This window comes from Mesorhizobium sp. M6A.T.Ce.TU.002.03.1.1 (assembly GCF_003997275.1).
Taxonomy (GTDB): domain Bacteria; phylum Pseudomonadota; class Alphaproteobacteria; order Rhizobiales; family Rhizobiaceae; genus Mesorhizobium; species Mesorhizobium mediterraneum.
On record NZ_RZTI01000002.1, the window covers coordinates 84345 to 101519 of the forward strand.

General features: G+C 63.7%; 16 protein-coding genes. 3 read left to right on the top strand and 13 right to left on the bottom strand.

Annotated features, from left to right (window positions below):
• Positions 1-45 precede the first annotated feature (45 nt).
• Positions 46-585 carry an Lrp/AsnC family transcriptional regulator gene (locus EOC93_RS01335; RefSeq protein ID WP_127203645.1) on the bottom strand — a complete coding sequence of 180 codons (540 nt, stop codon included), beginning with the start codon at positions 583-585 and terminating at the stop codon, positions 46-48.
• 48 nt (positions 586-633) lie between these two features.
• On the opposite strand from EOC93_RS01335, the gene EOC93_RS01340 reads away from it, so the two are divergent.
• A complete protein-coding gene (locus EOC93_RS01340; RefSeq protein WP_095483809.1) occupies positions 634-1806 on the top strand; it encodes an MFS transporter in 1173 nt (390 codons plus the stop codon).
• 162 nt (positions 1807-1968) lie between these two features.
• On the top strand, positions 1969-2394 hold the full coding sequence (locus EOC93_RS01345) for a GNAT family N-acetyltransferase (RefSeq protein WP_127203646.1): 426 nt from the start codon (positions 1969-1971) through the stop codon (positions 2392-2394).
• Between the two features lie 102 nt (positions 2395-2496).
• On the opposite strand, the gene EOC93_RS01350 is transcribed toward EOC93_RS01345, so the two are convergent.
• From EOC93_RS01350 to murA, 9 genes are all read right to left on the bottom strand, one after another.
• On the bottom strand, positions 2497-3612 hold the full coding sequence (locus EOC93_RS01350; RefSeq protein ID WP_127203647.1) for an anhydro-N-acetylmuramic acid kinase: 1116 nt from the start codon (positions 3610-3612) through the stop codon (positions 2497-2499).
• Positions 3613-3619: 7 nt separating this feature from the next.
• Positions 3620-4624, bottom strand: coding sequence for a serine hydrolase (locus EOC93_RS01355; protein WP_127203648.1), 1005 nt, complete (start codon positions 4622-4624; stop codon positions 3620-3622).
• 232 nt (positions 4625-4856) lie between these two features.
• A complete protein-coding gene (locus tag EOC93_RS01360; protein ID WP_127203649.1) occupies positions 4857-6602 on the bottom strand; it encodes an ABC transporter ATP-binding protein in 1746 nt (581 codons plus the stop codon).
• Complete coding sequence (locus EOC93_RS01365) at positions 6599-7438, bottom strand: ABC transporter permease (protein WP_127203650.1); 840 nt, start codon at positions 7436-7438, stop codon at positions 6599-6601. Before EOC93_RS01365 ends, EOC93_RS01360 begins: the two co-directional genes overlap by 4 nt.
• Positions 7438-8397 (bottom strand): ABC transporter permease, encoded by a 960-nt coding sequence (locus tag EOC93_RS01370; RefSeq protein WP_127203651.1) that lies wholly within the window; start codon positions 8395-8397, stop codon positions 7438-7440. The genes EOC93_RS01365 and EOC93_RS01370 overlap by 1 nt, the downstream gene beginning before the upstream one ends.
• A gap of 43 nt (positions 8398-8440) precedes the next feature.
• The gene (locus EOC93_RS01375) at positions 8441-9979 is read right to left on the bottom strand and encodes an ABC transporter substrate-binding protein (protein WP_127203652.1); all 1539 of its coding nucleotides are present in this window, start codon (positions 9977-9979) and stop codon (positions 8441-8443) included.
• Between the two features lie 113 nt (positions 9980-10092).
• Positions 10093-11016, bottom strand: coding sequence for an N-acetylmuramic acid 6-phosphate etherase (murQ, locus tag EOC93_RS01380; protein ID WP_127203653.1), 924 nt, complete (start codon positions 11014-11016; stop codon positions 10093-10095).
• A 191-nt stretch (positions 11017-11207) separates the two neighbouring features.
• The gene (locus EOC93_RS01385; RefSeq protein ID WP_127203654.1) at positions 11208-12098 is read right to left on the bottom strand and encodes an N-acetylglucosamine kinase; all 891 of its coding nucleotides are present in this window, start codon (positions 12096-12098) and stop codon (positions 11208-11210) included.
• Positions 12095-13351, bottom strand: coding sequence for a UDP-N-acetylglucosamine 1-carboxyvinyltransferase (gene murA, locus EOC93_RS01390; RefSeq protein ID WP_127203655.1), 1257 nt, complete (start codon positions 13349-13351; stop codon positions 12095-12097). The genes EOC93_RS01385 and murA overlap by 4 nt, the downstream gene beginning before the upstream one ends.
• A 179-nt stretch (positions 13352-13530) precedes the next feature.
• Here murA and EOC93_RS01395 point away from each other — a divergent pair, with 179 nt between their 5' ends.
• Positions 13531-14388: a MurR/RpiR family transcriptional regulator gene (locus tag EOC93_RS01395; RefSeq protein WP_127203656.1), complete on the top strand. Its 858-nt coding sequence runs from the start codon at positions 13531-13533 to the stop codon at positions 14386-14388.
• Positions 14389-14427: 39 nt separating this feature from the next.
• On the opposite strand, the gene EOC93_RS01400 is transcribed toward EOC93_RS01395, so the two are convergent.
• Genes EOC93_RS01400 through EOC93_RS01410 form a run of 3 tightly spaced genes read right to left on the bottom strand, consistent with a single transcriptional unit; the run spans position 14428 to position 17131 of the window.
• Positions 14428-15210, bottom strand: a complete 783-nt coding sequence (locus EOC93_RS01400) for an ABC transporter permease (RefSeq protein WP_095484012.1) — start codon at positions 15208-15210, stop codon at positions 14428-14430.
• Positions 15207-16073 (bottom strand): ABC transporter permease, encoded by an 867-nt coding sequence (locus EOC93_RS01405; RefSeq protein WP_127203657.1) that lies wholly within the window; start codon positions 16071-16073, stop codon positions 15207-15209. Before EOC93_RS01405 ends, EOC93_RS01400 begins: the two co-directional genes overlap by 4 nt.
• A complete protein-coding gene (locus EOC93_RS01410) occupies positions 16070-17131 on the bottom strand; it encodes an ABC transporter ATP-binding protein (protein WP_095483822.1) in 1062 nt (353 codons plus the stop codon). The genes EOC93_RS01405 and EOC93_RS01410 overlap by 4 nt, the downstream gene beginning before the upstream one ends.
• Positions 17132-17175: the final 44 nt, after the last annotated feature.

Below are 17175 nucleotides of genomic sequence, written 5' to 3' on the forward strand. Positions count from 1 at the left end.
CATTTCATCGATGTTGATGCCGGACATCGTATTTGCGCGCTTCGGCTAGTAGAGCGGCTTGGCCATATGCCGGGGCGTCGGCCATTCGGTCGTGATCCCGGGCTGCACCGGCCGCTCCAGATAGGTCGATAGAACCACGTAGCTTCGCGTCGAGGTGACGCCGGGCGTTTCGTAAAGACGCGACAGCAGGCCTTCGAGCGCCCGCGTGTCCTCGGTGCGGACCTTGATCAGCATGCAGGTGTCTCCGGCCACCGAATGAATCTCCTCGACTTCGGGATGCTCGGAAATCGCCATCAGTTCTGGGGTCTTTCCCCAGCCCTTGGTGTCGATGTGCACGAAAGCAAGCAACGGCTTGCGCACCGCCTTGGGATCGATGATCGCCGCGGTGTTACGGATGGCGCCGCTGCGCCGAAGCCGCTTCACCCGTTCGTGGGCTGCCGGCGGCGACAGGCCGACGCGATCGCCGAGCTCGGCATAGCTGATCGTGGCGTCGTCGACCAGAACGCCTAATATTTTTCGGTCGGTTGCGTCGACATCGCGGGCAGCAGGCCTGTTCTGCGGAATGCCATCTGTTTCTTCATCCATAATGAAATTCCTTATTGATACAGAATTTAATACGGCCACTATCGCCGTATGTCGAACAGTGATCAAGTCGCAACGTTGACGGCAAGGCCGCCTATCCCGGCGCTCGCTTATCTGCTCACTGGATGTATCGCCGTGATCGGCTCCAACTCGCTGGTTCTCGGTCCGATAGCACCGGCGGTGGCCGCGTCGTTTGCGACAAGCGTGCCGGCCGTCATGATCGCGTCCGCTGCGTTCGGCCTCGGAACATCCGCAAGCGCCTTGTTCCTGGCGCGCTATATCGATCGGCTTGGCGCTCGCCGCATGCTGCAAGGGGCCTTGCTGCTGCTGGCGATAGCGCTTCTCGCCAGCGCCGCCGCGCCGACGGTGACGGCGCTGGTTGCGGCCCAGCTTCTCGCCGGCATCGCCGCCGGTATCGCCATGCCGGCAATCTATGCCAGCGCCGCAGCGATCGCGCCACTTGGCCGCGAAAGCGGGACGATCGGCGTCGTGCTGACCGGATGGACGCTGAGCATGGTGGCCGGCGTTTCGCTATCGGCGGTGCTTGCCGATCTGCTGCATTGGCGCGCCGTTTTTGCGGCGGTCGCGGTCCTTGCGGCGCTCGCGTTGACCGGCCTTACGCTGACGTCGCTGAGCGACGTCAGGAAGAGCGGTCCGGCGCCGACACCGCTCGGCGCTTTGGCCGTTCCCGGCATAGTGCCGCTTCTGGTGGCCTGCGGCGCCTTCATGACCGCCTTTTACGGTGTCTATGGCTATCTCGGCGATCACCTTCACAATGGATTGGGACGGCCGGTCAGCGCCAATGGGCTGGCCGCGCTCGCCTATGGCGCCGGCTTCGGCACAGCGGCACTTCTTGACGGCGTGATCGATCGCATTGGAGCGCGCCGCGTCATGCCGTTCGCCTATCTTCTGGTCGCGATCGTCTATGTCGCGCTTGCCGCGTCAAGCAGTAGTTTTCATCTGACCATCGCGATGGTGGCGGTCTGGGGCCTTGCCAATCATTTCGGGCTGAACGTCCTGGTGATGCGCCTTTCGGCGCTCGATCCGGCGCGGCGCGGCACGATCATGGGTTTGAACAGCGCGGTGACCTATCTCGCGGTGTTTGTCGGCACCACGGCCTTCGGACCGCTTTATTCCAGCTTTGGCTTTGCGGCATCGGCCGTGGTCGCAGCGTTGCTCATGCTGGTTGCCGCTTCGGCGGCGGCGTGGCATTCGCCGCGGTAGTCGCGGACCATCGCAAGTCGCCGGTTTAAGCCACGCGGCGGCAAGCGGCAGAGCTTGCGCCTCCCTCCTGTCCTTCGATAAATGCAAATGAAAGTGCCACAGTCCGGAAGGACGCGCGGCCCTGTATACGGATATCCGGCTGCGAGCCCGTCTGGACATGGGATGAACACGACGCTTGAAACCACCGCAGACCCTTCGCCGAAAGAGCTCGCTTTTCTCGGGGAGCGGCTCAGCGCGTTCAACGACAGCGATGTCGGTCCGGCCAACAGGAAGGCGCTCGCGGTGTTCGTGCGCAATGAGCATGGCGCCGTTGTCGCCGGTATCTCGGGATACACCGCCTGGGGCTGGCTCTATGTGCAATGGCTCTGGGTTGATGAGCGCCTGCGCGGCCAGCACATGGCCGGCAATATGCTGGATTCGGCCGAACAGGAAGCCGTCGCGCGCGGCTGTCACGGCGCCTTGATCGACACGTTCAATCCGAAAGCGGCCAAGGCCTATGAGCGTCAGGGATACCGGCCTTTCGGCGTGCTTCCCGATTTTCCCGTCGGCCGCAGCCGCGTCTTCCTGCAGAAGAAATTGTTGGCTTAATTAGAGCAATTCCAGGAAAAGTGTGAAACGGTTTTCCGTCCGGAATTGCGCAAAAACAAAGAGATAGAGCGGTTCGGCGTTTCCGTGAAACGATGAACCGCTCTAGCCGGCAAGGCGCCCGCCGCGCATCGGCTGTGGCACACCGGTGGTGGTCGGGAAGCTGATCGGCAGGCCCCTGAGCATGCGAACCGCAAGGAAGGCAAAGCACTCCGCCTCCACTGCGTCGCCCTTCCAGCCGAGCGCCTCCGCCGGCACGGCTTCGACGCCGGCGCGGCTGGCAAGCATGGCCATGATCGTCGGATTGTGGCGGCCGCCACCGCTGACCACCAGCCGCGTCGGCCGGCGCGGCAGAAGGTCGAGTGCCTTGCCGACGGCTGCGGCCGTGAATGCCGTCAGAAGTGCTGCGCCATCCTCAGCGTTCATCCCGTCCGCCATGGCCGCGCCGAAATCGAACCGGTCCAGCGATTTTGGATAGGGCTTGGCCAGATAGGGATGCTGCAACAGCTTGACCAGCCGGGCTTCGTCGACGGTGCCCGCGCGGGCCAATGCGCCGTCGCGGTCCATCTCACCCAAACCTTTCGACTTGATGAAATCGTTCAGCGGCGCGTTGGCAGGCCCGGTGTCGAAAGCGACGACATTGTCCTTGCCGTCCCACCAGGTGATGTTGGCAACGCCGCCGAGATTGAGCACAGCCGTGTCGCCGCTGGTATCGGCATCGCGCAAAAGCGCCGCGTGATAGGCGGCGGACAGCGGCGCGCCTTGCCCGCCGGCGCGCATGTCGGCCGAGCGGAAGTCATAGGCCACCTTGGTACCCAGAATGGCATGCATCAAAGCGCCATCGCCGAGCTGGCGGGTCTGGCCGAGCCGGCCGACTTGCGGCGCGCGATGCAGCACCGTCTGGCCATGGAAGCCGACGATCCCAATATCGGCCATCGTCAGACCGTAGCTTTCGACCAGGTCCTTGACCGCCGCGGACTGGGCGCGCGTCAGCGCCTCTTCGGCCTCGCGAAAAATCGCCGGTTCCGGTCCGGTGAAATTCCACACCCTGGCCTGATCTAGCGTCTCCTCCAGCAGGGTCCGGATCGACCTGGGGTAGGGCGCCAGCGTGTAGGTGCCGAAATCCGCGATCCGCTCGCCGTCGGTCTTGATCAGCGCAACATCGATATTGCCGTCAAGGACGGTGCCGGTCATCAGACCGACGGCCCAGATTGGTTCCATAACTATCCTAGGCTCCGTTGACGAGATCGCCGATCGATTGGCGAAGCGCTGCGATCCCGCTGTTGAAATGACGTGTCGGATGGATCCGGTTGGTGAGCAAGGTCCATGCCTTGCCTTTGTCGAAGTCGATCCACAGGCCGGTGCCGGTAAAGCCGGTATGCCCGATCGTCCCAGGGCTGCACAGCCGGCCGCCGGACCAGCCTTCATAGGGTCGCTCCCAGCCATGGGTGCGCGTCGGAGAGAGCGGCATGCGCATCAGCGCGATCGAACGCTCGGATGCGCCGGTCCCGTCCAGCAACCCTTGTGCAAAGTCGAGGATAGACGCCGCCGTTCCGAACAGCCCGGCATGACCCGCACCTTGCAGCGCCGAGCAATTGTCGTCGTGGACCTCGCCGCAGAGCACGCGATGACGCCAGGTGCAGTCTTCCGTAGCCGCCGAGGCATCCGGCTCGGCGGAGAACGCAAAGCCCGGGCCGGGGTCCATGTCGCCGATGGCCTTTCCCGACACGCGCTCCAGGGCAAAGCCGAGCAGGATGAAGTTGATATCGGAATAGACCGGTTCCCCGGCCTGCCATTCGCGCTGCAGGACGAAGGCGCGCAACAGCTCGGGGTCGCGCCCGTAGGTGTAGATTGGCGCGACGGCGGGAAACTGTGTCTGATGACCGAGGCACTGGCGAAACGTCACCTTCCGCTCCCAGGCCTTTTCATCATACTGGCGAATATCTGATAGAACCGAGATCAGCGGTGCATCGAGATCGATGACGCCGTCTTCGGCCAGCGCCAGGATGCGCGGCGTGGTGAAGATGATTTTGGTCAACGAGGCGAGATCGAACCAGGTTTCGACATGCATCGGCCGCACCTTCGGCACGATTTGAGCCGAGCCGATTGCCCGGACGAAGCGGTCGCCATGCCGATCGACCATGCCGAGCACGCCGCCGGGAATGCGTGAGGCAGCCACCGCCGCTTCGAGAGGGGCGAAGGCGCGGTCGAAGAAGTGGGCGAGGTCGGTCAATGCCAGCCTCCGCTCGAAACTTGGCGCTTTACGACACCCCCCTCTGTCCTGCCGGACATCTCCCCCTCAAGGGGGGAGATTGGCAGTTTTGGCGCCGCCGTCCATTTCTTTCCGCGTTGAAAATTGGCGAAACCGAAGGCGATATCCAATCTCCCCCCTTGAGGGGGAGATGTCCGGCAGGACAGAGGGGGGCGCTGTCCCGCTGCGTCTGGATAATTTTGGGCGACATGCATCACGCTTCCACCCTCGCTCTGTGATCCGGCCCGAACTCATCCCACCTCGCCGGCTCCGGTTCAAATCCCAGCGGCCGCACAAGCGAGGGGACCTGGCGCGTGTCCAGTTCGAAATGCTCGCGCCGCCGGTCGATGGTGGGAACCGCCGCAATGAGCTTCTTCGTGTAGGAATGCTTCGGCTCCGACAACACCGATGTGGCGTCGCCGATCTCGACGATCTGGCCGGCATAGATGACCGCGATGCGGTGGGCGATCCGCTCGACGACAGCCATGTCATGCGAAATGAACAGATAGGCCAGCCCGAACTCGCGCTGCAGGTCGACCAACAGCTCCAGAACCCTGGCCTGCACCGAGACATCGAGCGCGGAGACCGCTTCGTCCAGGACGACGACGGAAGGATTGAGCATCAGCGCGCGGGCGATGCACAGTCTTTGCCGTTGGCCGCCCGAGAATTCGTGCGGGTATCGTTCAAGACTACTTTCCGGCAGGCCGACGCGCTTCAGCAGCGCGGCCATTTTCTCCCGCGTCTGCGCGTTCACACGGCCGGTGGCGATCACCGGTTCCGCCAGAATGCTGGCGATGCTGAGCCTGGGATTGAGCGAAGCGTAGGGGTTCTGGAACACCATCTGCACTGGCAGGGCGCTCTGCTCGGCGGCAGCCTTCCGCGCGCCGGCCGAGAATGTGCCGCGCGTCGACCGCACAAGCCCCAGGATCGCGCGCGCGGTGGTGGATTTGCCGGAGCCGCTCTCGCCGACGATGGCCAGTGTCTCGCCGGGCATCAGGTCGAAATCGACGCCGTCGACCGCATGCACGGCGCCGCTGGCGCGGCCGAAGAAACCTGATTTGACCGGAAACCGCACCACCAGGCCGTCGACCTTCAGCGCCGGCTCGGTGCCTTTGTCCTGTTCGCGTCGCCCGTCCGAGCGCGTCGCGCGACCGCTGGCGAAATGCGGCACGGCGTGCAGCAGATGCTGCGTGTAGGGGTGCTGCGGATGGTCGAGTATCTGGTTCAACTCGCCCTGCTCGACGGCCTCGCCGCCCTGCATCACCATGATCTTGTCGGCGATGCCGGCGACCAGGCCGATGTCGTGCGTGATGAAGATCATCGACATGCCGGTTTCCCGCTTGAGCTCGGCGAGCAGCGCCATGATCTGCGCCTGCACCGTCACGTCAAGCGCCGTCGTCGGCTCGTCAGCTATGAGCAGGCGCGGATTGCAGGCGAGCGCCATGGCGATCATCACGCGCTGCAGCATCCCGCCCGACAGCTGGTTCGGTGTGTATTCCAGCCGCCGCGCCGCATCCGGAATGCGCACGCGATCGAGCGCATCCTTCGCTGCAGCCGTAGCCTGCCGGCCGGTCAGGCCGCGATGCAGGCGAAACGATTCCTCGATCTGCGTGCCGATGGTCAGCACCGGATTGAGCGAGGTCATCGGCTCCTGGAAAATCATGCCGATCTCGGCGCCGCGGATCTTTGTCAGTTGCGGCTCGGTCGCCGTCAACAGGTCGAAGACGCTGTTGTCGGCCCGTCTCAGCTTGATCGAGCCGCCGGTGATGCGGCCGCCGCCATAGTCGACGAGGCGGTTGATCGACAGCGCGGTGACCGACTTGCCCGAGCCACTTTCGCCGACGATTGCCAGTGTCTCGCCTTCGGCGAGGTCGAAACCGACGCCGCGAACGACCTCATTGGCTTCAGGGTTGCGGCCGAAGCCGACGCGCAGGTCGGTGATGGACAGAAGCGGCATCACGCGATCGACCTCCGCATCTTCGGATCGAGAATATCGCGCAAGGCATCGCCAAGCAGGTTGAAGCCCAGGATGCTGACCATGATGGCGAGACCCGGGAAGATCATCAGCCAGGGAGCTGTTTCCATGAGGTTGCGGCTGTCGCTCAGCATCAGTCCGAGCGACGCGGCGGGCGGCTGTGTGCCAAGGCCGAGGAAGCTCAAGCCGGCCTCCGTCAACAATGCCCAGGCCAGCGCCAGAGTAACCTGGACGGTCAACGGCGCCACCAGGTTGAGCAGCAGATGCCGGGTCAGGATGTAGCTTGAACTGGAGCCGAAAGTGCGCGCGGCGTCGACGAATTCACGCGCCTTGAGCGACAGCGCAGGGCCGCGCACGACGCGCGTGAAAATCGGCGTGTAGACGATGGCGATGGCAACGATGCTGGTCCATGTTCCCGGCCCTGCAACCGTGACGATCAGCAGCGCCAGAAGGATCGCCGGGAACGCCAGCAGCACGTCCATGATGCGCATCAGCAGGCCGTCCCAGCGGCGTCCGAACCACGCTGCCGCCAGCCCGAGAACGGTGCCGGCGAGCGTTGCGAAAGCGACCGAGAAGAACGCCACCGTGAAGGATTGGCCGATCCCGGTCATTAGCCGGCTTGCCACATCGCGGCCGAACAGGTCCGTGCCCATCCAGTAGGCGCTGTCGGGCGCGTGCAGCCGGTCGACGCGATACTGCATCAGCGGATTGTGCGGCGTCAGTCCCAGCATTCCGAGGATCGCAAGCAGCAGATAGAGCGCGACGATCGCGCCGCCGATCCGGCCGCTGGTATGCGCGAAGATGGCGCGCAGAATACGCATCAGCGCTCCCCCAGCCGGATGCGCGGATCGAGCGCGACATAGGCGAGGTCGACCAGGAGGTTGACGATCATGAAGTTGAAGGCGATGAACAGGACGCTTCCCTGCACCAGCGCATAGTCGCGCTGCAGGATCGCATCCAGGATCATGCGTCCGAGACCCGGCAGCGCATAGATCTGCTCGACGATGACGGCGCCGCCCAGGAGGTAGCCGAACTCGATGCCGCTCAGCGTCACGACTGGGATCAGCGCATTGGGCAGAGCGTGGCGCCAGATGACGGCGCGATTGGAGGCGCCCTTGCTGCGGGCCGTCCTAACATAGTCGTCGCTCAGCACGTCGAGCATGGCCGAACGCGATATGCGGGTTACCGAGGCCGCGAAGGCAAATCCAAGCGTGACCGCGGGCAGCAGCAGTTGGCTCAGATTGCGCAGCGGATCCTGCCACAGCGGCGAAAAAGCGCCCATTGCCGGCAGCACGCCAAAGCCGGCGGACAGCGTATAGATGATCAGCAGGGCAAGAACGAAATTCGGCGTCGACTGACCGATCATCGCGACCACGCGCACGCCGAGATCCGATAGCTTCTCATTGTGCGTGGCGGCGAAAACCCCCGCCGGCATGCCGACCGCAAGCGCGATGATCATCGCCAGCAGCGCCAGCTCGAGCGTGAGCGGGAAGCGCTCGAGGATAACGTCGAGGACCGGCTTGCCATAGGTGACCGAGATGCCCAGATTGCCGTGCAAGAGACCGAGCAGCCAGCGCCAGTACTGGATGAACCAGGGCTGATCGATGCCGAAATAGGCTGCAAGCGCATCACGCTGCGCGGGCGTAAGGAGGCCGGCTTCGGTCCCCAGCATCGCCGTGATCGAGTCGCCCGGAACCATCCGGATCGCCACGAAAACGAGAACGGACACGCCAATCAGGACGAGAGGAAATGTCGCCAGCCGTCGCATCAGATAGTTCACGCGAAGAATACCTCTCGGGCGATAGGTCCGAAGCCGGAGTTGGTTACTGCTGGAGCGTTACCTTGGCGAGGCTGAACAGCGATCCGGTCGGCACCGGCACGAACCCTCCGACATTCTTCTGCTGGGCCGTATAGCTGTACGAGGTGTAGAGCCAGATCCAGGGCGACATCTCGGTGATATGTTTCTCGAAATCGCCAAAGATCACCTTGCGTGCCGCCGGGTCGGTCTCGGTGCGGCCTTTCTGCATCAGTCCGTCGAGCGTGTCGTCGATATAGTTCGCCACCTTCTGCAGGTTTCCGGCCTTGGTCCAGTAGCGATTGTACATCGTGTAGGGATCGGCCCTGCCGCCGTTCAAGGCGATGGCCATGTCGAAATCGCCCTTCAGCCAGGCATCGACATAGACATTGAGCTCCATCATCTTGATGTCGAGCTTGACGCCGATTTCGGCGAGCTGCGACTGGATGACCTGGGCTTCGGCCGCCGCCGTCGGCGGCTCGCCGGTGGCGCCGATCACGCTTGCTGAAAAGCCGTCGGCATAGCCGGCTTCGGCCATCAGTTGCTTGGCCTTCTCGACGTCGCGCGTGTAGCAGAACAATTGGTTCGGATCGGTCGCCAGAGCAGGGATCGTCAGCGGACCGGTGATCTTGCCTTCGCCAAGCGAGGCGGTGTCCAGCACCTCCTGCCGGTCGATGGCGCAAGAGATGGCTTGACGCACCTTGAGCTCGGTCATCGGCTTGCGTGACGGATTGAGCTGCAGCACGTGATAGGCAAGCACCGGCACGCGGTTCAATTGCAGGCTAGCTTCCTTTGGAACCAGCGTGGCGACAAGCGGGTCGTTGAGCAGCGCGAAATCAATCTGCTTGGTGCGCAGCGCCGCCAGGATCGCCGTTTCGTCCGGCAGCACCGAGATGTCGATGCCGTCGACGCCGGTCGCGCCACCGGCCCAGTCCTTGTTGGCGACAAGCACTTCCTTGGAATTCGGATCCCATTTCTCGAGCTTGAACGGACCCGAGCCGATCGTCGTCGTGCCGATCGAGCCGGCGGCGATTTCACTACCCGGAACAATGGCTGCGTTGATGTCGCTCATCGCCGTCAGGATCGGAACATCCGGCTGCGACAGGTGAAACACGACGGTGGCTGGATCTGGCGTATCGATGCTGGCGATCGAAAGGAAGTTGGCGCGGGCGGCAGCGCTTGTCTTCTCGTCGAGTATCCGTTCGAACGATGCCTTTACATCGGCCGACGTCACCGCCGCGCCGTTCTGGAATTTTGCTTTCGGATTGAGCTTGAAGGTCAGCTCCTTGCCTTCCGCCGAGAACTGCCAGGAATCGGCGATGGCCGGCGTGATCTGCAAACTTGCGTCGAGCCGCACCAGCGGTTCGTAGATCAGCTCCAGCAGCCGCAGTGACGAAAAGGCCGTCTGCTTGTGCGGATCAAGCCCCGTGGCGTCCTGCGCCCAGGCCATACGCAGCGTCGCCGCATCCGCCTGCGCCGGGACTGCCGCAATGCCGAGCATCGCCGCCAAGGCAATGCCAGGTAGCGTCATGCCGGAAAGCAGTTTCTTGGTAAGGTGCTGTACCATCGTCGTCTCCCATTATGATCGAACTCGATGCCTTGCAGTTCCCCGGACCGCTTCAAAGAGACACGCGTCCCCAGAATGTCGGCCCAGTCTGTCGGCCCAGTATCCATGCGGCTTCACACCGTCTTTTCGCCTATCGCCTTTCGCAGGAACCCTCCGGCAGCGCCAAGCGCCTCGCGCGCCTCTTCGACGCCCATGCCGGTGATCGTCACCAGTATCGCCAGCTTGACGTCATTGTCGGTCTGGTCGAGTGCTTGTCGTGCCTGTTGCGCCGCGCAACCGGTCGTCTGCATGACGATCCGGACGGCCCTGGCGACGAGCTTCTTGTTGCTAGGGTTAAGGTCCACCATCAGGTTCTGATAGCTCTTGCCGATGCGGATCATGCTGGCGGTCGTCAGCATGTTGAGGACGAGCTTTTGCGCCGTTCCCGACTTCAGCCGGGTCGAGCCGCTGAGAACCTCGGGGCCGACAAGCGGAGAGATGGCGATGTCGGCAAGGCCGGCGATGATCGACCTGGGATTGCAGGACAGCGCCACGGTCGTCGCGCCCACCTGCCTTGCATAGGTCAAGCCGCCGATGACATAGGGCGTGCGCCCGCTGACCGCGATGCCGACCACCACATCGTCGGCGGTGAGATTGATCTCCTGCAGAGCCTTCATGCCCTGTTTTGGATCATCCTCCGCGCCCTCGGCGGACCGCACCAGCGCATCGGGACCGCCTGCGATCAGGCCCACCACCATGCTCTCGGGCACGCCGAAGGTGGGCGGACACTCCGAGGCATCGAGGACCCCCAGCCGGCCGCTCGTGCCGGCACCCATATAGACAAGCCGCGCACCGTTCTGGAAAGCAGCCACAATCCGGTCTACGGCGGCGGCGATTTCCGGAATGACCTTCTCGATGGCGGCCGGAACGCCTCTGTCCTCGTCATTGATCTTGCGCAGGATATCGATGGTCGGCAGCAGGTCGATATCCATCGTCTTCGGGTTCCGATCCTCGGAAACCAACCGCTCCAGCTCCGACATCAACCCTTGTTCGCTCATCCACTTGCTTTCAAAGTTCTTGCCGCCAGCAAGTACTAATGTGATGCCGCGCCAAGCGTCGACCAGTGCCAGTGGTTGGCATTGGCTTCGTGTCGGCTGTCCCGGTTTCTGCTTTGTTAACTTTCTAGAATTGATTATTCGCAGTGTCAACGGACAGTGGAATATAATATTCTATTCCTTGTGTTGGGACGCTATCGGCCGCCAAGAGACTTTTTGGCCAGGATGATGGCCCCTGAAACCGCGTCGCCATCGGCGGGGTTCAGACGCCGGCGGACGTCGGGAGAAAGCCACGGCTCGAGCGGGCTGGACAACCCTCCCAGCAACGTCACCCGTGGCGCGCCTTTTTCGAAAAGCACCCGCACGAAAGTATCAACTTGCTCGGCCGCACCTTGCACGATGCGTCGTCCGACCGGATCTCCCTGGTCGGCGTGGCGGATCACCATGGGTGCGAAGGCCGCATAGTCGGTCGCTGTGGCGCGGTCCATCCAGGCGACCGCCTCGATCGGGTCGTCCTTGAAACGCTGCATGACCTCTGCCAGAAGTGCTGTCCGCTCGTGCCGGCCATCGTGGGCGCGCAAGGCGAGCTGCACGGCCTTCAGTCCAAGATCGGCGCCGCTTCCCTCGTCGGAGATCGGAAAACCGTAGCCGCCGACGCGCAGCTCGTGCCCGTCGACAAAACCGATGCCGATCGAGCCAGTGCCGGCGATGACGATGGCGCCGTCCTGGCCCGAATGGGCGCCAAGGCAGGCGCCGACGCCGTCGCTGACGAAGTCGATGCTGGCAAAGGGATGTGCGATCGCCCGAAACGCCTCCAGCGCACCCTTGCGCCCGATGCCGGCAAGGCCAATGCCCGCGTGGATGCGGGCGATTTCAGCCGCCTCGAAACCCGCCTCCTCGATCGCCGCGTCAAACGCTTTGGCAACGGAGGCCCAGGCCGCGTCGATGCCGAGCCGCGTTGTTGCCGGGCCCGACAAGCCTTGCCCCAGCACCGTTCCCGCTTCGTCTTCGATGCGGGCGCGGCAGCCGGTTCCGCCGCCGTCGACGCCCAGGAAATAATGCGCAGACGCCGCGCTGGCGCTCATCCGCTTATCCGCTCGATCTGGGCGCCGCACAGGCGGAGCTTGCGGTCCAGCTGCTCATAGCCACGGTCGAGGTGGTAGACGCGGTTGATGACTGTCTTGCCTTCGCAGATCAGCGCCGCCAGCACCAGCGAGACGGAAGCGCGCAGATCGGTGGCCATCACCTGCGCGCCTTTCAGCTTCTCGCCTCCGCGCACCAGCGCCATGGTCCCTTGCAGCTTGATGTTGGCGCCGAGCCGCATCAGCTCGGGCACATGCATAAAACGGTTCTCGAAGATCGTCTCGCGCAACAGCGAGGCGCCGTCGGCACAGCACATCAGCGCCATGAACTGCGCCTGGAGATCGGTCGGAAAGCCAGGATAGGGTTCCGTCGTCACGTCGACCGCCCTCAGAGGTCCGTCCCTCGACACGATCAGTCCGCGATCGCCGGGCCAGACCTTCACGCCGGTGGCCTCGAGCAGTTGCACCACCGATGCCATGTGCTCGAGCCGCGCATGGGTCAGCTCGAGCTGGCCACCGGTGATGGCTGCGGCAATCGCGTAGGTGCCGGCCTCGATCCGGTCCGGGATGATGTCGTGCGTGGCAGCACGCCAATTGCTGCTGCCCTCGATCAGGATGCGGTGCGTGCCCGCACCTTCGATCCGGGCGCCCATGGCGTTCAGGCAGGCGGCGAGGTCCGCCACCTCCGGTTCGCGCGCCGCATTGAGGATTTCGGTCTCGCCCTTCGCCGCGGTCGCGGCCATCATCGCGGTCTCCGTCGCTCCGACCGACGGCGAGCTCAGCACGATACGCGCGCCTCTCAATCCGCCCGACGCCGACGCAACGATCAGCCCGTTCTCGATGGCAATGTCGGCGCCAAGGGCGGCGAGCGCCGCGACATGCATGTCGATCGGCCGTGCGCCGATCGCGCATCCGCCGGGCAGCGAAACCCTGGCATGGCCGAAGCGGGCAAGCAGCGGGCCGAGAACAAGCACCGTCGCGCGCATGCGCCTCACCGTGTCGTAGGATGTCTCCTTCGAGAGGGCAGCACTTGTATCGATGGTGGCGGCATGGGCTGATCTGGTGATCTCGGCGCCGTGCAGTCTCACCACGCCAAGCATATTTTCCACATCGGTCACATCAGGCAGGTTCGTCAGCTCCAGCGGATAGGGGCTGAGCAGGGCGGCCGCTATCTGCGGCAAAGCTGCGTTCTTGGCGCCGGAGATGGTCACCGCGCCTTGCAGCCTGTGTCCGCCGGCGATCCGCAATTTGTCCATGGCTCTGGAACCTGACCTGATATGTGTACGAGCTTACGCGCTCGCAGGCGATCTTTCATGCCCGAATCTTGGCCGGTCTCATCGGCTCGAGAGTCGATGGATCATTCCTGGCTGTCAATCGTGGCCGGAATAATTTATTCCTTGGCTGGCATTGCCTGCAACTGGCGACAAGGGAACGCATGTCCGTCCTGAAGAAGATCGAGGCCAAGCTCGAAACCATGGCGCCCGGTGATCGCCAGATCGGGCAATTCATCATCGACAACCCGGACCAGATGCTGCGCCTGTCGACGGCGGCTCTCGCGGCCGAGATCGGCCGCAGCCAGTCGAGCGTCGTCAAGTTCAGCCAGAAGCTGGGCTATGTCAGCTATCAGGAACTCAAGCTCGCCGTCAGCGAGGCCAAGGCGCAGGAATGGCAAGTGCCGGCTGGAGTGATCCACGGCTCGATCGAGGTTGGCGACAGCTTCCAGATCATCCTGAAGAAGCTGACCGGCAGCAAGCTTCTGTCGATGCAGCAGACCGTCGCCGCCAACAGCGAGCGGATCATCTCCAGGGCGTTGGAAATGCTGGACCGCGCGCGTCGCATTCATCTGGTCGGTGTCGGTGCCTCCTCGCTGGTGGCGCGCGATTTCTCCTACAAGCTGATGAAGCTCGGCCGTCATGTGCTGCACGACAGCGACAGCCATGTGCAGATGGCCAATGTCTCGACGCTCGGACCCGGCGACGTGCTGTTCGCCCTCTCCTATTCCGGTGCCAGCATCGAAACCTTGCGGATGGCCGAACTTGCCCGCAAGCGCGGCACGACGGTGATCGCCGTCACCGGCCTGCATGACAATCCGTTGAGCCGCGTCGCCGACATCCGTCTCTACACTATCGCCGACGAAGAGCGTGCACGTTCCTCGTCCATCACCGCACGCGATGCGCAGCTGACACTGACGGACTTGCTGTTCATCCTGCTCGTGCAAAAGCAGCCGGACGCCAATGAATATGTCCACAACAGCGAAGTGGCCGTCTCGGTGCTGAAGGCGGATCGATCATAGCGCTGCCGGTGTGTTGCAGATGACAAGCACAGCATCAGCTCAGAAGCGATGGATGCGCAGCCCCAGCACTTTCTCCGAGACGATCACCACCACCAGCGTCAGCACGATTGATACGGTCGAGACGGCTGCGGCTTCTGGCGTGAAATTGGTGCGCAGGTAGTCGAAGAGCTGGATCGGCAGTGTCGACGTCCCGATCCCCTTCAGCATGAACGAGATGGTGAAGGTGTCGAAGGATATGATGAAGGCGAACAGCGCGCCGCCGATGACGCCGGGCTTGATCAGCGGCAGCATGATGCGGCGGAAGCGGGTCAGGCGGTCTGCGCCCAGCGAACGCGCCGCCATGTCCCAGGACGGGTCGAAGCTTTCCAGCGAGGCCGAGACGTTGATGAAGACGAAGGGCAGCGTGATCAGCACATGGCCGGCGACCATGCCGATCATGGTCGTGGTGCCGATGCCGATCGCATAGACGAAGAACAGCAGCGCGATCGCCGTCAGCACTTCCGGCAGCAGCAGCGGCGCCAGCATGGCGACGCGCACCGTCTCCTTCCAGCGGCCGGCATGCTGGACATAGTAGAGCGCGGCCATGGTGCCGATGGTTCCGGAAATGACGGTCGCCACCGCCGCCACCCACAGCGAGGTGCGGATCGCGCGCATGAATACGTCATTGTGGAAGAACGTCACATACCAGCGCAGCGACAGGCCCTGCGGCGGGAACGTCAGGAAATTACCGGCGTTGAAGGAGGCGCCGACGACCACCAGGATCGGCGCCAGCAGGAAGGCATAGACCAGTAGGCAGTAGAGCGTGAGCACCGGCCGCTTCATGGTCGCGCCACTTTCCATTTCATGCGCGTCAGCCGCGCGAAGATGACGACGCAGAGCGCGCCGGTGACGGAGAGCATCAGCGCCAGCGCCGAGCCCCATGGCCACTGGAACGTGTCGATCAGCGCGTCGACGACGGTGACGGCCATGGTCTTGACCCTGAGGCCGCCGATCAGCGACGGCGTCACATAGGCGCTGAGCGACAGCACGAAGACGAGGATGCAGCCGGCCTGGATGCCTGGCGTGCACAGCGGCAGGACGATGCGGCGGAAGGCGGTGAAGCGCGAGGCGCCGAGCGAGCGCGCCGCCGATTCCAGCGACGGGTCGACGCCCTGGATCCCCGCCATGATCGGCAGGATCATGAAGGGCAGGAAGACATGGACCAGCGCGATGACGATGCCGAGCGCATTGTACATCAGCGGCAGCGGGCGATCGATGAGGCCCATGCCGGTCAGCGTGCGGTTGATGAGGCCGGCATTGCCCAAAAGAATCGTCCAGCCATAGGAGCGGATGACGATGCCGACCAGCAGCGGCGACAGCACCAGCCCGTAGGCCAGTGCGCGAAAGCGCATGGTGCCGCGCGCCAATTGCCAGGCGACGGGAAAACCGACGACAAGGCAGATCGCGGTGGTGAGCAGGCCGATCCACAGCGTGTTGGCGACCTGGTGCAGGTAGAAACTGTCGGCGAAGAAATTGGTGTAATTGCCTGTCGTGAAGCCCGGGCCGTAAGGCGTGCCTTGCCCCGGCATGCGAAAGCTCATCACCACGATGTTGAGGTAGGGCAGGATGAGAAAGATGCCGAGCAGCACCGCCGCCGGCGCGATCAGGACCAGCGGTCCAAGGCCCTTGCGGCGCGCCGCCCTCATTTTGCTGCCCCGAGCAGCCAGAACCCATCCGCCGGCGCGTGCACGCTGACGCGGTCGCCTTCGGCAATCCGAATGTTCGGAAAGGTCTGGACGTGCAGCGTCTCTCCGGAATCGAGGGCGACGCGGTAATCGATAATGCTGCCGGAATAGTAGCGCGCGGTGACCTTTCCTGCTGCGCCGCCTTGACCTTCGGGCCTGAGTTCGATCGCCTCCGGGCGCAGCGACAGTGTGACGGCGGTGCCCGGCGCATAGTCTTCGCGGCTGTCGACGGCGACTTCGCCGAAGACGGACGCCACGCGCCTTTTGCCGGCTTCCGCCGCCCCGATGATCGTGCCCTTAATCAGGTTCACCTGGCCGACGAATTGCGCGATTTCTAGATTTTCGGGGCGCTCATAGATGTCGGACGGCGCCCCGATCTGGGCAATGCGGCCGCCGAACATGACCACGACCCGGTCGGACATCGTCATCGCCTCGGCCTGGTCATGCGTGACATAGACGGTGGTGATGCCGACGCGGCGCTGCAGATCGCGGATGAAAACACGCATTTCCTCGCGCAGCTTGGCGTCGAGATTGGCGAGCGGCTCGTCGAGCAGCAGGATCTTCGGCTCGATGACCAGTGCCCGAGCCAGCGCCACGCGCTGCTGCTGGCCGCCGGAAAGCTGGTTCGGAAAGCGCTCGGAATAGCCGCCGAGTTGCACCATATCGAGCACCTTGGCGATGCGGCTGCGCATTTCGGGCTTGGCGATCTTGCGCATCTCCAGCCCGAAAGCGAGGTTCTGGTCCACCGTCATGTGCGGAAACAGCGCGTAGTTCTGGAACACCATGCCGATGTCGCGCTTTTCGGCCGGCACGTTGACGACGTCCTTGCCGTCGAAGCGGATCGCGCCTTCGCTCGCCTCCTCGAAGCCGGCGATCATCTTCAGCGTCGTCGTCTTGCCGCAGCCCGACGGACCGAGCAGCGAAATGAACTCGCCATCGGCGATACGGATCGAGATGCCGTCGACCGCGCGTGCGGTGCCGAAGGTCTTGGTCAGCCGCTCGATGCTAACCTCGGTCATGAATGCTCCACTTCACAGGCGATCGACCGCCACCGCAGGTGCGG

Bases quoted from the DNA above. Each gene is read 5' to 3' on its own strand.
- EOC93_RS01335 (WP_127203645.1), bottom strand. From the start codon at position 585: ATGGATGAAGAAACAGATGGCATTCCGCAGAACAGGCCTGCTGCCCGC.
- EOC93_RS01340 (WP_095483809.1), top strand. From the start codon at position 634: ATGTCGAACAGTGATCAAGTCGCAACGTTGACGGCAAGGCCGCCTATC.
- EOC93_RS01345 (WP_127203646.1), top strand. From the start codon at position 1,969: ATGAACACGACGCTTGAAACCACCGCAGACCCTTCGCCGAAAGAGCTC.
- EOC93_RS01350 (WP_127203647.1), bottom strand. From the start codon at position 3,612: ATGGAACCAATCTGGGCCGTCGGTCTGATGACCGGCACCGTCCTTGAC.
- EOC93_RS01365 (WP_127203650.1), bottom strand. From the start codon at position 7,438: ATGCGTATTCTGCGCGCCATCTTCGCGCATACCAGCGGCCGGATCGGC.
- EOC93_RS01375 (WP_127203652.1), bottom strand. From the start codon at position 9,979: ATGGTACAGCACCTTACCAAGAAACTGCTTTCCGGCATGACGCTACCT.
- murQ (WP_127203653.1), bottom strand. From the start codon at position 11,016: ATGAGCGAACAAGGGTTGATGTCGGAGCTGGAGCGGTTGGTTTCCGAG.
- EOC93_RS01385 (WP_127203654.1), bottom strand. From the start codon at position 12,098: ATGAGCGCCAGCGCGGCGTCTGCGCATTATTTCCTGGGCGTCGACGGC.
- murA (WP_127203655.1), bottom strand. From the start codon at position 13,351: ATGGACAAATTGCGGATCGCCGGCGGACACAGGCTGCAAGGCGCGGTG.
- EOC93_RS01395 (WP_127203656.1), top strand. From the start codon at position 13,531: ATGTCCGTCCTGAAGAAGATCGAGGCCAAGCTCGAAACCATGGCGCCC.
- EOC93_RS01400 (WP_095484012.1), bottom strand. From the start codon at position 15,210: ATGAAGCGGCCGGTGCTCACGCTCTACTGCCTACTGGTCTATGCCTTC.
- EOC93_RS01405 (WP_127203657.1), bottom strand. From the start codon at position 16,073: ATGAGGGCGGCGCGCCGCAAGGGCCTTGGACCGCTGGTCCTGATCGCG.
- EOC93_RS01410 (WP_095483822.1), bottom strand. From the start codon at position 17,131: ATGACCGAGGTTAGCATCGAGCGGCTGACCAAGACCTTCGGCACCGCA.